Raw genomic sequence first — 14,294 nt, forward strand, 5'->3', positions numbered from 1 at the left:
GAGCCCGTCATCCCGACGAAGTGGGTAGGCCCCGCGCGGTGTTCAGCATCCGTTTGGCGCGCAGGTACATTTCGATGCGTTGCGTGGTGAACAGGCCAAGCGCGAGCGCGACCAGCATGTCGGTGATCGCGAACGGATCGAGGTGCAGCGCGTGGCCATCACCGATCACCGCGCGCGCGCCGGTCCGGACCGCGACGATCGCGACGAGGAACAGGACCGCGGCGGGCGACGACGTCGTGTTGAGCGCGTGGCTGTCGGGATCGATCGCGATCCGCATCATCTTGCCGCGCTGCCAGCCGAGCGCCGCCCCCATCACGAGCGCCAACGCGCAAAAGAGCCAGGCAAGGCCCTGCGGCGGGTACATCACGACCATGTAGAGCGCGACCGCAGCGTAAAGCGCCGGGAATACCCAGAGGCGTTCGAGTTTGAGCGGCTTGACCACGCTCATACGGCGCCAGCGGACCGCAAAGACGATCCCGATGATGACGGCCGTGATCGCGTAGCTGATCCAGCCCTGTGCTTCGTGCGCCTGCATAGCTGCCCCCCTGCAACGTTTACCCCATACGGTGTAGTATGGGAGCAATACAGACGAAGTAAAGGGGGCATGCTTGTTCCGGTCATCCTGACGTTGGTCAGGATGACCGGAGCAGAGCGTTACTCCGCCGCCTGCGCAAGCGGCGCGGGATCCTTCCAGACCAGCACCGGCTTGCGAGCCGCCAGCGTCTCGTCGAGGCGCGCCCGGGGGGCGAAGTGCGGCGCGGTCTTGAGGCTCGGATCGCCCGCCTTGGCGCGCTCGGCGACCGAGCGGAGCGCGGCGATGAATTGATCGAGCGCCGCCTTCGATTCGGTCTCGGTCGGCTCGACCAGCATCGCGCCGTGGACGACGAGCGGGAAGTACATCGTCATCGGGTGGAAGCCCTCGTCGATCAGGCCCTTGGCCACGTCGATCGTCGAGAAGCCCTCGGCAAGACCCGAGTCCGAGAACAGCGCTTCGTGCATGCACGGACCCGACGGGCCGAACGGCGCGTCGAGCGTGTCGTCGAGGCTGCGCAGGATGTAGTTCGCGTTGAGCACCGCATCCTCCGACACCTGGCGCAGGCCGTCGGCGCCGTGGCTGAGGATATAGGTCAGCGCGCGCGTGAACATGCCCATCTGGCCGTGGAACGCGACCATGCGGCCGAAGCTGCCGGCGTGATGCTCGCCCGCGGTTTCCTCCTCGACGAGGACGAAGGTCTCGCCCTGCTTTTCGACGAAGGGCAGCGGCGCGTAGGGCGTGAGCGCCGCCGAGAACACCACCGGACCCGAACCGGGACCGCCGCCGCCATGCGGGGTCGAGAAGGTCTTGTGCAGGTTGATGTGCATCGCGTCGATGCCGAGATCGCCCGGGCGGACGCGGCCGACGATCGCGTTGAAGTTCGCGCCGTCGCAATAGACGAAGCCGCCCGCCGCGTGCACCGCGTCCGAAATCTCGCGCATGTCGCGCTCGAACAGACCGCAGGTGTTGGGGTTGGTGATCATCACGCCGGCGACGTCGGGGCCGAGGCGGGCCTTCAGCGCGGCGGTGTCGACGCGGCCTTCGGCGGTGGCGGGGATATCCTCGACGCTGTAGCCCGCGAACGCCGCGGTCGCGGGGTTGGTGCCGTGCGCGCTCTCGGGGACGAGGATGATCTTGCGATGCCCCTCACCCTTGGCTTCGAGCGCGGCGCGGATCGCGAGGACGCCGCACAGCTCGCCGTGCGCGCCGGCCTTCGGGCTCATCGCGACCGAGGTCATGCCAGTGAGCGTGACGAGCCAATGCGCGAGCTGGTGGATGACCTCGAGCGCGCCCTGCACCGTGTCGACCGGCTGGAGCGGGTGGACGTCGGAGAAACCGGGCAACCGCGCCATCTTCTCGTTGAGGCGCGGATTGTGCTTCATCGTGCACGAGCCGAGCGGGAAGAAGCCGAGATCGATGCCGTAATTCTGGCGCGACAAGCGCGTGTAGTGGCGGACGGTCTCGGGCTCCGACAGACCGGGGAGGCCGATCGGGGCCTTGCGTGCCAGCGCACCGAGCTTGCTGGTCGCCGCGCGGGCGGGCGCGGTCGCGAAGTCGACGCCGGTGGTGTGGCTGTCGCCGATCTCGAAGATCAGCGCTTCCTCCAGCATCAGCGCCTTGTTGCCGGTGACGCTGGCGGGGACGTTACCCTTGCCCTGCTCGGGCGCGGTCGGGCGCCAGCCACTCTGGTTGATGCTCATGCCAGTATCTCCCCAAGTACGGTGGATAGTGCGGACGCAAGCGTTTCGACGTCCTCCGCGGTGGTCGTTTCGGTCACCGCGACGACGAGGCCGTTCGCGAGATCGCCCTTGCCGGGATAGAGCCGCCCGAGCGAGACGCCGGCGAGGATGCCGCGATCGGCGAGTGTACGGACGACGGGACGCGCCTCGACGGGCAGCTTCAGCGTGAATTCGTTGAAGAAGCTGTCGTTGATCAGTTCGACGCCGGGGATCTGCGACAGACGCTCGGCGGCGGCCACGGCACCCGCATGGTTCACCTCGGCGAGCTGGCGGAGGCCCGCTTCGCCGAGCAGCGTCATGTGGATCGAGAAGGCCAGCGCGCAGAGCCCCGAGTTGGTGCAGATGTTCGACGTCGCCTTTTCGCGGCGGATATGCTGCTCGCGCGTCGACAGCGTCAGCACGAACCCGCGGCGGCCATCGGCGTCGACGGTTTCACCACAAAGCCGGCCGGGCATCTGGCGGACATATTTGTCCTTGCAGCCGAACAGGCCCACATAGGGCCCGCCGAACTGGAGGCCCACGCCGAGCGACTGCCCCTCGCCGACGACGATATCCGCGTCCATCTCGCCGGGCGAGGTGATCGCGCCGAGCGCGACCGGCTCGGTGACGACCGCGATCAGCAGCGCCTTCTTCGCATGGCACGCATCCGCCAGCGGACGCAGATCGGCGATGCGGCCGAGGATGTCGGGATACTGGACGACCACGCACGACGTATCGTCGTCGATCTTTGCGATCAGCCGGTCGAGGTCCATCTCGGGCACCAGCCGCGGATCGGTCGTGTCGAGCACGTCGCCGGTGAACTTGGCCATCGTGTTCGACACCGACACGTAATGCGGGTGCAGCCCCGCCGACAGGATCGCCTTTCCGCGTTTGGTGATGCGGCGCGCCATCACGATCGCTTCCCAGCACGCGGTCGAGCCGTCGTACATCGACGCGTTGGCGACGTCGGTGCCGAGCAGCCGCGCGACCTGCGTCTGGAACTCGAACAGCATCTGCAGCGTGCCCTGCGCGATCTCGGGCTGATAGGGTGTGTAGGCGGTCAGGAACTCGCCGCGCTGGATCAGGTGATCGACGCTGGCGGGAACATGATGCTTGTACGCGCCGCAGCCGAGGAAGAACGGCGCTTCGCCTGCGGTCAGGTTCTTCTTGGCGAGCGCCGACATGTGGCGTTCGACCGCCATTTCGGAGGCATGCATCGACAGGTCGCGGACGGGGCCGTCGAGGCGCGCGGCCTCGGGCACGTCGACGAAGAGGTCATCGATCGTCGCGGCGCCGATGACGGCGAGCATCGCCTCGCGGTCGGGCTGGGTCAGGGGAAGGTAGCGCATTCTAGTCTCCTCCCCTCCCGTTCACGGGAGGGGTCGGGGGAGGGAATGAGGCGGGGAGCGACTGGGCCAGCCCCTCCCCCGACCCCTCCCGCACGCGGGAGGGGAGCTAAATCAGAGGCCTTCGACGAAGGCTGCGTAGGCGGCTTCGTCCATGAGGCTGTCGAGCTCGGCGGGATCGCTGAGCGTCAGCTTGAAGAACCAGCCCGCGGCTTCGGCATCCGAATTCACCAGGCTCGAATCGTCGGCGAGCGCGGCATTGCCCTCGATGACGGTACCCGACACCGGCGAATAGACGTCCGAGGCGGCCTTGACCGATTCGACGACCGCGGCATCGGCGCCCTTGGTCAGCTGCTTGCCGGCCTCGGGAACCTCGACGAACACGACGTCGCCGAGCTGGCTCTGCGCATATTCGCTGATCCCGACGGTGCCGACGTCACCGTCGACGTCGACCCATTCATGATCTTGCGTGAAGAAACGGCTCATATCACTTGGCTCCTGCGCGGACGTAGCGGTGGGGAATGAAGGGCATCGCGGTGACCGTGGCGGTATGGACCTTGCCGCGCTGTGCGATCTCGATGCGGGTGCCGGGGGCGGCCAGCGCGAGCGGCACATAGGCCATCGCGATTGGCTTCCCGAGCGTCGGCGCGAAGCCCCCGCTGGTGAGGCGGCCGATCGGCGCGCCGGTGTCGTCGATCACCTCGGACCCTTCGCGCGCGGGCTGGCGGCCCTCCACGATCAGGCCCACGCGCTTGGTGGCGGGACCATGCTCGCGCTGGGTGAGGATACGCTCGGCGCCGGGGAAATCGGCGGCTTCGCGGCGGCGCTTGGACAGCGCGAAACCGAGGTCCGCCATCACCGGCGTAATCTCGGGATCGAGATCGTGGCCGTAGAGCGGCAGGCCGGCTTCAAGACGCAGCGAATCGCGCGCACCAAGGCCGATCGGCTTGATCTCGGGCAGCGCGAGCAGCGCGTCGGCAAAGGCGACGGCGTGTTCGGCGGGGATCGAGATCTCGACGCCGTCCTCGCCGGTATAGCCCGAGCGGCTGATCCAGAGCGGCACCTCGTTCCAGTGGAACGCGCCCGCGGTCATGAACACGAGGCTGTCGATGCCGGGGACAATCTGAGCAACCGCCGCGACGGCCTTGGGGCCCTGCACCGCGAGCAGCGCCTGATCCTCGAGGATGTTGATCGTGACGTCGTCCGGCAGATGCTCGATCAGATAGCTGACATCGTCATATTTGGTCGCGCCGTTGACGACGACGTAGAAGCTGCCGCTGGCGGTCGGCGACGGGTGAAGCGGGTCGTACGCCTCGGGCTCGACGTCCTGCGCGGAGAAAGGCGAGGGTTGATCGTCGGGCAGGCGCGTGGCCATCAGGTCGTCGAGGATGCCGCCATCCTGCGCGAGCAGCAGCGAATAGCGCATCCTGCCCTCGCCAAGCCCGGCGATGTCGCCCGGCAGTACGGTTTCGAGTGCGTGCGCGACGCCTTCGCCTGAGAAGACGAGCTGGCCCATATGGCTGACGTCGAACAGGCCGGCCGAGTCGCGCGTCCAGGCATGTTCGGCCATGATGCCGTCATACTGGATCGGCATCTGGTAGCCGGCGAACTCGACCATCCGCGCGCCGTTCGCGCGGTGCCAGGCGTCGAGCGGCAACTTCAGCACCTCGGGCTCGACGTAATCGTCGGCCTGGTCGATGATGCTGGCATAGTCTCGAATCTCGGCGTCGCTCATGTCGGTCTCCGTCGAAGGGGCGCGCGGCACCCTGTGGTGCTGCGATCCAACCCCCTCTGTCACGGAACCTGAGAGCTTTCACCGCCTGATTGGCGGCTTACCCCTTCGGTGGCCCTCGGCGCGAACGCCAGGACGCTTTCCAGAGTGTCGATCAGCCCCGCGCGGTCTCTGGTGCCTGAGAGATTCCGGGGTGGTTGCTCCTTCGGCGGTTCCATCAGTCCTGAAAGGACCGGAAACGCTCTCCCGCGCGGTGCCATGCCGGTTGCCCGACATCGACGCGCCAAGCTCTGACGCGCCGCACAATCTTAGTCAATCGGGGGTTTCGCGTGCTGCGAAGATAAACCGGATCAAAGCAAAGCTAACACTGCAACCGTCATTCCCGCGAAGGCGGGAATCCAGACTGGCTGCCGTCAATGCGTATCGCCAACGGCCGAGGATATGGATTCCCGCCTTCGCGGCGATGACGGTGAACAGGACGTATCACCGTCTAGCTGCGTATCAGCGCGTGGCGTTGTACTTGAGCTGGTCGTCGGTGAGCTGGAAGCCGACCAGCGCTTCGAAGCTGGCGCGCAACACGGCCTGGCGGACTTCGGGGGTGCTCAGCGGATCGACCGCGGCGTCCTGATCGCCAGCCTTGCGCTTGCGCGTCAGCTTCTCGCGGACGTCGTCTGGAAGGGTAGCCGCCGAGCGCGCCACGGTCGCCGACGCGGTCGCCGAGGCCGAGGCGAGCGCTTGCCCTGCATCGAAGTGCAGCGCGACGCGGCCGATGCGCTTGGCGACGACGGCGCTGCCGCCGCGGACGACGGTGATGAAGTAGGGGAGCGTAACGTCGCGCGCGCCCTCAGTACGATTACGCCGCGCGCGGATATCGAAGGTGACGCTGGTGACGACCTGATCGGTCGCGTCGGCGCAGGTCGAGCGGACATTGGTCATCAGCGCGGCGACGTCGATCGCCGACTGCTCGCGGCTGCCAGCCGGATCGAACAGCGTAATGTCGCCGGTCGCCGCGGGAATCGCGACGGGCGGGCAGACCGAACGCACCGCGGAGATGCCGCCGGTCGCATCGACTTCGCCCTTGCCGGCGCATCCGCCGAGCAGGGTGGCGCCGAGAATTACAGCAATGGCCGATACGGCTGGGATAGGGGCTTTCACGGCGACGCTTACCTTCTCGAACGAGCGAAAGGGCCACCGCATGTCGCTAGCGGCCCCTGTCGCGGCGCACCATAGGAACCGGCTATCGTCCAGGCAAGCAATCGCGTAGAGGCTGGCGCATCATGAGCTCAAACGACAAGCCGCCGCTCGAACTGTTGATCGCAGCACCCCGAGGCTTTTGCGCGGGGGTCGACCGCGCCATCCGGATCGTCGAACTGGCGATCGAGAAACATGGCGCGCCGGTCTATGTCCGCCACGAAATCGTCCACAACAAGTTCGTGGTCGACACGCTGAAGGCACAGGGCGCGATCTTCGTCGAGGAACTCGATGAGGTGCCCGATGGCGCCCCGGTCGTGTTCTCCGCGCACGGCGTGCCCAAGTCGGTGCCGCTGGATGCCCAGAATCGCGGTCTCGAATATCTCGACGCGACGTGTCCCTTGGTGTCGAAGGTACACCGCCAGGCCGAGCGGCTGGTGGCGCAGGGACGGCATATCGTGTTCATCGGCCATGCCGGGCATCCCGAGGTGATCGGCACGTTCGGGCAGGTTCCCGAAGGTGCGATGTCGCTGATCGAGACGGTCGACGATGCCGAGGTGTTCGCACCCGCCGATCCGGCCAACCTCGCCTTCCTGACGCAGACCACGCTGTCTGTGGACGATACCGCCGCCGTCGTCGCGACGTTGCAGCGCCGCTTTCCGCAGATGCTGCCGCCGCGCGGCGAGGACATCTGCTACGCGACGTCGAACCGCCAGACCGCGGTGAAGGCGATCGCGCACAGCGTCGATGCGGTGCTGGTGATCGGCGCGCCCAACTCGTCCAACTCGGTCCGCCTCGTCGAGGTCGCCGAGCGCGAAGGAACGCCGGCGATGCTGATCCAGCGCGCGAGCGAACTTGACTGGAGTTTTCTGGCGGGCGTCGGCACGCTTGGGATCACCGCGGGCGCGTCCGCCCCTGAATTGCTGGTGCGCGAGCTGGTCGATCGGCTGTCCGAACGCTTCACCGTGTCCGAGCGCGAGGTCGAGACGAACCGCGAGACGATCGCGTTCAAGCTGCCGCGCGGACTGGAGGCGGCCGCCTAGCATGGCGGTCTACACGCAGATTTCGGCGGAGGCGCTGGGCGGTTTTCTCGCGCGCTACGACCATGGCGATCTCCTGTCCGCCAAGGGCATTGCCGAGGGGGTCCAGAACAGCAACTACCTCGTCGAGACGACCGCCGACCGGTTCATCCTGACACTGTACGAGGAGCGCACCTCGACCGAAGACCTGCCGTTCTTCCTCGACATGCTCGATCATCTTGCCAGCGACGGCAATCCGGTGCCGCGCGCGCTGCCCGACCGGGACGGCGTCGCGATCCAGCAGCTGGCAGGGCGATCGGCGTGCCTGATCGAGTTCCTGACCGGCGTGTCGGTGTCGCATCCCACCGCCGCGCAAGCCTATGCCGCCGGTGCGGCAATGGGTCATATGCACACCAGCCTTGCCGGCTTTGCGCAGACCCGCGCCAACCCGCTCGGGGCGGATACGTGGAAGCCGTTCCTCGCGCGATGCGGGCACGATATCGATTCGATCGCGCCGGGGCTATTCGGCCGGACCGAGGCCGCGCTGGCATCGGTGCTAGCGCAGTGGCCGCGCGACCTGCCGATGGCGGCGATCCATTCGGATCTGTTTCCCGACAACGTGCTGATGCTCGGCGACCGGGTGACCGGGGTAATCGACTTCTATTTCGCGTGCACCGACATCCGCGCCTACGACTTGGCAGTGATGCACACGTCCTGGGCGTTCGACGGCAATGGCGAGAATTACGACGCAGCGATCGGCAAGGCGCTCATCGATGGCTATGTGGGCCAGTTTGCGTTGTCCGATGCCGAGCGCGCGGCGCTGCCAATCCTTGCGCAGGGTGCGTGCCTCCGGTTCCTGCTGACGCGGGCGTGGGACTGGCTCAATACGCCGGCGGATGCGCTGGTGACGCGGAAGGATCCGCTGGCCTATTGGCGGCGGCTCGAGACGTATCTCAAGGACGATCTGTTTGCATGACTGACGAAGCTGCCATTTCCATCACCAAGGTCGAGATCTTCACCGACGGTGCCTGCAAGGGCAATCCGGGCCCCGGCGGCTGGGGCGCGGTGATCCGTATGGGCGCGCACGAGAAGGAATTGTCGGGCGGCGAGTCGCCGACGACGAACAACCGGATGGAGATGACCGCGGCGATCGAGGCGCTCAACGCGCTGACCCGGCCGTGCGCGGTGACGCTGTACACCGACAGCAAATATGTGATGGACGGCCTGACCAAGTGGGTGAAGGGCTGGCAGCGCAACGGCTGGAAGACCGCTGACAAGAAGCCGGTGAAGAACGCCGAACTGTGGCACGCGCTGCTCGCGGCGGTCGCGCGGCACAGGATCGAATGGCAATGGGTCAAGGGCCATGCCGGCCACCCGGAAAACGAGCGCGCCGACAAGCTGGCGAGTGACGCTGCGATAGCGGCCGGCCGGCGCTAGGCTCGGCTGACCGTTCAGCCGAATCGGCGCGGCGCGTAGCGGTCGGGGTCGATCGCTGCGATGACAGGGTCGGGGTCGCTCTCCAGCAGCAGAGCGGTGGCAAGCAACGCTGCGGCGGGCGCGGTCTGGATACCGAACCCTCCCTGCCCCGCAGCCCAAAAGAATCCGGGCACATCGCGATCGAAGCCGTAAATTGGGAGGCGATCGGGCGCGAACGTGCGCAACCCCGCCCAGCGGCGCTCGACCGCGGCGACCTGCCAGTCGACGGCCTGCTCGAATCGGTCGATTGCGATCGCAACGTCGATCTCTTCCGGCGCCGCATCGCAGGGGTCGGTCGGCGTCTCGTCATGTGGGCTGAGCCACAAACGGCCGCCGGGCTCGGGCTTGAAGTAGAAACGCCCGGCAATGTCAGCGACGTGCGGTAGGGCGTCGGGTGCACCCGGATTGCTTCGCAACTGGACCATCGTCCGGCGATAGGCCTGCAGCCCGAGCGGTCTCGCACCTGCGCGGATCGCCACGCTGTCCGCCCACGCCCCGGCGGCGTTGACAAGGACGCGCGCACGGGCGGTTCCCGCCTGCGTGGCGATCGTCCAGATACCGTCTGCGCGGGTCGCATCCTGGAATGCGGCATCGGTGACGAACACGGCGCCGGCGCGACGGGCGGTCGCGATGGAAGCCGCGTGGAGCGCAGCGACGTCGATATAGGCGCAACTCGGCTCTTGCACGCCGAGGACCCAGTCGCTGCGCAAACCCGGGATGAACGCGGCCGGGTCGACCCGGTCGAGGACCACGGCGCTGTCGGCGAACGCCGCCAGGAACGCATCGATCGCCGCCGCGTCCTCCGCACGACCGATATGCAGCGATCCGAGCGGCGCCAGATGCCCCGCCGCCTCGAGCAGCGGGCCCGATGCGGTGGTCAGTGGCTGTATATCGGGGCCGCCATAGGTCTCCGACCAGAACGCCGCGGACCGTCCGGTGGCATGATAGCCGGGCGCCGCCTCAGCCTCGAGAACCAGGACGCGTGCGTTCGAGCCTAGCGCCGCGGCCAGGCTCGCCCCGGCCATCCCCGCGCCGACGATCGCAACGTCGTAGATCGGATCGAGCACGGACGTCACGCGCGAGGCGGCACGACGGCATCGAGGAAGGAATCGATCGCAGCCAGCGCCCGGTCGCGCACGCCATCCGCCTCGCGTAGAATCTCATGCGCCGATTCGCGCCCGAACCGGACGATCTGCGCATCGGGCAATCGCGCACCGAGCCGCAAGGCTGCGCGGGGTTCGACCAGCCTGTCCGCTTCCGCGATCAGCATCAGTACCGGCGTCGCGATGGTTTCGACGCGCGGGTCGACCGCAAGTTCGGCGGCGGCGGCGAAGCCGTGTGCCAGCCATGTCCAGCTTGGCGGGCCGAGGCGGAGCGCGGGGTTCTGCTCTTGCCACCAGCCTTCGTCGTCGTAGCGCGATCTGTCGTGAGTCAGCAGGGTCTGGCGCGACGCGATCGAACCGGGGCGTTCGTTGCTACGCCATGCGCCGCGCGCGGGATTGCCGTGCGCTGCCATCCACCGGGCCGCACGGCCGGCAATCCCGGCGCCGACCGGCGACTTCAGCCCGATCATCGGCGCGACGAGAATCGCGGCGTCGGCGTCGATCGCGCGCGCGGCGAGCGCACGCATGACCATCATGCCGCCCATCGAATGGCCCAGCACGACATGCGGCTGGTCGGCGCTATCGCCCTCCGCGCGCCAGTCCGCCCAGAAGGCGGCGAGATCGCGGTCGTAGACGGTGTAATCGCCGACGTGACCGATATGCGGATCGGCGGAGAGACGCCCCGAGCCGCCCTGCCCGCGCCAGTCGAATGCGGTGACCGACCACCCGTGGGCGTGGAGATGCGCGAACGTCTCCAGATACTTCTCGACGCTGTCGCCGCGCCCGGTCTGGAACAGGATGCGGCCCCGCCGCGCCGGTGCCGGCCAGTCGAAGCGGCGCAGTTTCCAGCCATCGGAAGCGGTCCAATAGCCGATACGCGCATCGGCCGGGATCGCACGCCGAACGGTGGCGGCATCGCCACGCTGCGTAACGTGCGGGTTGCCGGGCGAATAATCGCGCGGGACGGTTACTTTTTCGAAAGCCATCTTCGTTAGGGCCTAGCCGATGGGGTGGAACATTGCTCTTCCAATTTTGATTTTCGCGCTTGGCGGCCTGCTGGTGTCCGCCGGCATCGAGGATGCACGAACGCGCGAGATCGCCAACTGGAAAAACGCCGCGGTCGCGCTGCTGGCGCCGCTCTGGTGGTATGCCAACGGGCTCGACATCTGGCCGGACATGGCGCTGCAGCTCGGTGTCGCGCTGGCAGTGTTCGCGGTGTTCCTGCTGGTATTCCATTTCGGGCTGATGGGCGGCGGTGACGTCAAGCTGATCGTCGCGCTCGCGCTGTGGCTGCCGTTTCCGGCGTATCTGTCGATGCTGATGGTCATGTCGATCGCAGGCGGTGTCGTCACGATCGTCATGATGGCCGAGCGCATCATAAAGAAAACACCGGCGACGATCGAAGTCCCGTACGGCGTGGCCATAGCATTCGCCGGGCTGCTGGCGCTGCGCGAACCACTCCTTAATCAGTTTCAGTCATGATTAACGTCGAAGTGAAATCCCGGCGCCCGAAAGGCACGAACTAGTCATGGATAGTCGCAAGATCATATTGCTGGTAGGCGCGCTGATCGTCGCAGGCCTTACGGCATTCTTTGCCAGGACGCTGATCGCCGGCAGCTCTGCGCCGCAGGCCGGTGCCGTCGCGATGGCCGCACCGGTGATCGACGGTCCCGAAGTGCTCGTCGCGACACGCTCGCTGCCGGTCGGTACGATCCTCGACGCCACCGCGCTGAAGTTCCAGCCCTGGCCCAAGGAGCTGGTCGACAACGCCTATTACCTGCGCGACAAGACCAACCTCCAGTCGCTGCAGGGCACCGTGGTGCGCAGCAACATCACCGCCGGGCAACCGGTGACGCAGGGATCGCTCGTCAAGCCGGGCGACCGCGGCTTCCTCGCCGCCGCGCTCGGACCGGGCATGCGTGCGGTCACCGTGCCCGTCTCGGCGCAGGCGGCGGTCGCAGGCTTCGTGTTTCCCGGCGACCGGATCGATCTGGTCCTGACCCAGACCGTCGCGGGCGGTGGCGAAGGCCAGCCGCTCAAGGTGTCCGAAACCATCATGCGCAACATCCGCGTGCTCGCCACCGACCAGCGCACCGACAATCTCGTCGGCGAGGACGGCAAGACGCAGGTCCGCACCTTCTCGAACGTGACGATCGAGGCGACGCCGAAAATGGCCGAACAGGTCGCCGTGGCGCAGACGCTCGGTTCGCTGTCCTTGTCGCTGCGCTCGATCGCCGACAATTCCGCCGAGCTCGAGGAAGCGATCGCATCGGGTGCGGTAAAGGTACCCGAGGGCAACGACCCCAAGGCGGAAAAGGCAATGATGGTCCGGCTCGCGAGCCAGCCGTCGGCGGGTGCATCGAGCTACCAGACCGGCGCCGACGTGTCGCGCTACCAGCGCAGCACGATCCCCGGCAAGCCGGTCGGCGGCGATGGCCCGGCGATGCAGGGCGTGCCCATCATGCAGTCCGGTGGCGGCGGCGGCGGGGGCGGCACGCCCGCGATCCAGGGACCGGTGGTCCGGGTCGCACGTGGCACCGCGATGACCGTGGTTCCAGTCGGGGGGAAGAACTGACATGCGTATTGCAAAGACCCCGCTGGGATGGCCGCTGGCCGTCGCCCTGGCCGCCGCGAGTGCCGCCCCGTCCGTCCCTGCGCTGGCGCAGCGGCGCGGTGCGGCGACCGCACCGGCAGGCGCGCCGGTCGTCCAGCTCAACACCGGCCGCGGCCGATTGGTGACGCTGGCTCAGCCGATGACCGACCTGTTCGTCGCCGACGACTCGATCGCCGACGTCCAGGTGCGGTCACCGACCCAGCTCTATGTGTTCGGCAAGAAGACCGGCGAGACGACGATCTCGGCAACCGCCCGGGGCGGCACGGTCGTCTATGCGGCCACCGTCCGCGTCGGCAACAACCTCGACTCGGTACAGCAGATGCTTGCACTGGCGATGCCCGAGGCACAGGTCGTCGCCACGCCGATGAACGGGCTCATCCTGCTGACCGGAACGGTGCTGGCCCCCGAGGATGCGGCCGAGGCCGAACGGCTCGTCCAAGCCTTTGTGGGCGATTCGACCAAGGTGCTGTCGCGCCTTAAAACCGCGACGCCGCTGCAGGTGAACCTCCAGGTGCGCGTCGCCGAGGTCAGCCGCAGCTTCGTCAAGAACATCGGCGTCAACCTGCTGACGCAGGATCGCGGTGGATCAGGCATCCTGTTCGGCAGCACGTCGGGGTCGCCAGGCACGATCACCTATGACGCGACGACGGGATTGAAGACGTCAACCTACACCAAGGGCGCGCAGCGCACGACGCTGGGGCTCGCGGGCAACCTGCTCGGGCTGGATTTCCTTGCGGCGATCGATCTCGGCGAAACGACCGGACAGGTGACGACTCTGGCAAACCCGAATTTGACCGCGCTGTCGGGCGAAACGGGGACGTTCCTGGCAGGTGGCGAGGTTCCGATCCCGCTCGCCCAGGCGCTCGGCACCGTGTCGGTCGAGTATAAGCAATATGGCATCAGCCTGGCCTATACGCCAACGGTGCTGTCGGATGGCCGCATCTCGCTGCGCGTCCGCCCCGAAGTATCGCAGCTCGATTATTCGAACGCGGTGACACTGAGCGGCACGCGCGTCCCCGGGCTGACGACCCGGCGTACCGAGACGACGGTCGAACTCGGCTCAGGCCAGAGCATGATGATCAGCGGCCTGCTCTCGAACAGCCACAATAATTCCTACGACAAGACGCCGGGGCTCTCGAGCCTGCCGATCATCGGCGCGCTGTTCCGCTCCAACGCGTTCCAGCGCAACGAGACCGAGCTGGTCATCGTCATCACCCCGTATCTGGTGAAGCCGGTCAACAGTTCGCGCGACATCGCGCTGCCGACCGACGGTGCGCGCGCGCCGAGCGATCTCGACCGCGTGTTGCTGGGGACGCTCAGCGCGAGCGGCGGCAGCAAGCGCCCGGTGCCGACGGTGGCCCCCGCGCGCTATGCGGCGCCGTCGGTCGGGGCCGCGGCGCCGGTGATGCCGGTACCGCGCGGCGATACCCGCCGCACCGAAGACGCGACCATCCCGGCAGACACCGCGGCCGCTGCGAACAGGCGTGCCAAGGCGAAGCCCGGCGCCCTGCCCGCCCCCGGCTTTTCGAACTGACCGGGACGCACTGACATGAGCCTGCG

14 protein-coding genes and 1 riboswitch are annotated in these 14,294 nt (G+C 67.4%); of the genes, 6 read left to right on the top strand and 8 right to left on the bottom strand.

The annotated features are described in order from the left end of the window. Positions 1–7: 7 nt before the first annotated feature. From EV283_RS02765 to EV283_RS02790, 6 genes are all read right to left on the bottom strand, one after another. Positions 8–535, bottom strand: a complete 528-nt coding sequence (locus tag EV283_RS02765; protein ID WP_130322476.1) for a CcdC protein domain-containing protein — start codon at positions 533–535, stop codon at positions 8–10. Positions 536–654: 119 nt separating this feature from the next. Next, a complete protein-coding gene (gene gcvPB / locus EV283_RS02770; protein WP_130322478.1) occupies positions 655–2,235 on the bottom strand; it encodes an aminomethyl-transferring glycine dehydrogenase subunit GcvPB in 1,581 nt (526 codons plus the stop codon). Further along, complete coding sequence (gene gcvPA / locus EV283_RS02775; protein ID WP_130322480.1) at positions 2,232–3,602, bottom strand: aminomethyl-transferring glycine dehydrogenase subunit GcvPA; 1,371 nt, start codon at positions 3,600–3,602, stop codon at positions 2,232–2,234. The genes gcvPB and gcvPA overlap by 4 nt, the downstream gene beginning before the upstream one ends. A gap of 111 nt (positions 3,603–3,713) precedes the next feature. Then, positions 3,714–4,085: a glycine cleavage system protein GcvH gene (gcvH, locus tag EV283_RS02780; RefSeq protein ID WP_130322482.1), complete on the bottom strand. Its 372-nt coding sequence runs from the start codon at positions 4,083–4,085 to the stop codon at positions 3,714–3,716. A 1-nt stretch (position 4,086) separates the two neighbouring features. Further along, on the bottom strand, positions 4,087–5,334 hold the full coding sequence (gene gcvT / locus EV283_RS02785; RefSeq protein ID WP_130322484.1) for a glycine cleavage system aminomethyltransferase GcvT: 1,248 nt from the start codon (positions 5,332–5,334) through the stop codon (positions 4,087–4,089). A 152-nt stretch (positions 5,335–5,486) separates the two neighbouring features. Next, positions 5,487–5,590: riboswitch (glycine riboswitch) on the bottom strand. A gap of 242 nt (positions 5,591–5,832) precedes the next feature. Further along, positions 5,833–6,486, bottom strand: a complete 654-nt coding sequence (locus EV283_RS02790) for a hypothetical protein (RefSeq protein ID WP_234422683.1) — start codon at positions 6,484–6,486, stop codon at positions 5,833–5,835. A 122-nt stretch (positions 6,487–6,608) separates the two neighbouring features. Here EV283_RS02790 and ispH point away from each other — a divergent pair, with 122 nt between their 5' ends. Genes ispH through rnhA form a run of 3 tightly spaced genes read left to right on the top strand, consistent with a single transcriptional unit; the run spans position 6,609 to position 8,978 of the window. Next, positions 6,609–7,565 (top strand): 4-hydroxy-3-methylbut-2-enyl diphosphate reductase, encoded by a 957-nt coding sequence (ispH, locus tag EV283_RS02795; RefSeq protein WP_130322486.1) that lies wholly within the window; start codon positions 6,609–6,611, stop codon positions 7,563–7,565. A gap of 1 nt (position 7,566) precedes the next feature. After that, entirely contained in the window at positions 7,567–8,517 is a 951-nt protein-coding gene (gene thrB / locus EV283_RS02800) for a homoserine kinase (protein WP_130322488.1), read from the top strand. Further along, on the top strand, positions 8,514–8,978 hold the full coding sequence (rnhA, locus tag EV283_RS02805; protein WP_130322490.1) for a ribonuclease HI: 465 nt from the start codon (positions 8,514–8,516) through the stop codon (positions 8,976–8,978). The genes thrB and rnhA overlap by 4 nt, the downstream gene beginning before the upstream one ends. A gap of 14 nt (positions 8,979–8,992) precedes the next feature. Here the strand turns inward: rnhA and EV283_RS02810 are convergent, their stop codons facing one another. Both EV283_RS02810 and EV283_RS02815 read right to left on the bottom strand, forming a co-directional pair. Next, positions 8,993–10,084: an FAD-binding oxidoreductase gene (locus EV283_RS02810; RefSeq protein ID WP_278044184.1), complete on the bottom strand. Its 1,092-nt coding sequence runs from the start codon at positions 10,082–10,084 to the stop codon at positions 8,993–8,995. A gap of 5 nt (positions 10,085–10,089) precedes the next feature. Next, positions 10,090–11,106 carry an alpha/beta hydrolase gene (locus EV283_RS02815; RefSeq protein ID WP_130322492.1) on the bottom strand — a complete coding sequence of 339 codons (1,017 nt, stop codon included), beginning with the start codon at positions 11,104–11,106 and terminating at the stop codon, positions 10,090–10,092. Positions 11,107–11,125: 19 nt separating this feature from the next. Here EV283_RS02815 and EV283_RS02820 point away from each other — a divergent pair, with 19 nt between their 5' ends. From EV283_RS02820 to EV283_RS02830, 3 genes are read left to right on the top strand one after another with little or no spacing between them, the layout of a single operon-like run. Then, positions 11,126–11,602, top strand: coding sequence for a prepilin peptidase (locus EV283_RS02820; RefSeq protein ID WP_130322494.1), 477 nt, complete (start codon positions 11,126–11,128; stop codon positions 11,600–11,602). Between the two features lie 46 nt (positions 11,603–11,648). Next, positions 11,649–12,695 (top strand): Flp pilus assembly protein CpaB, encoded by a 1,047-nt coding sequence (cpaB, locus tag EV283_RS02825; protein WP_130322496.1) that lies wholly within the window; start codon positions 11,649–11,651, stop codon positions 12,693–12,695. A gap of 1 nt (position 12,696) precedes the next feature. Continuing rightward, a complete protein-coding gene (locus EV283_RS02830) occupies positions 12,697–14,268 on the top strand; it encodes a type II and III secretion system protein family protein (RefSeq protein ID WP_130322498.1) in 1,572 nt (523 codons plus the stop codon). Positions 14,269–14,294: the final 26 nt, after the last annotated feature.

Source organism: Sphingomonas sp. BK036, from assembly GCF_004216825.1.
Classification (GTDB): domain Bacteria; phylum Pseudomonadota; class Alphaproteobacteria; order Sphingomonadales; family Sphingomonadaceae; genus Sphingomonas.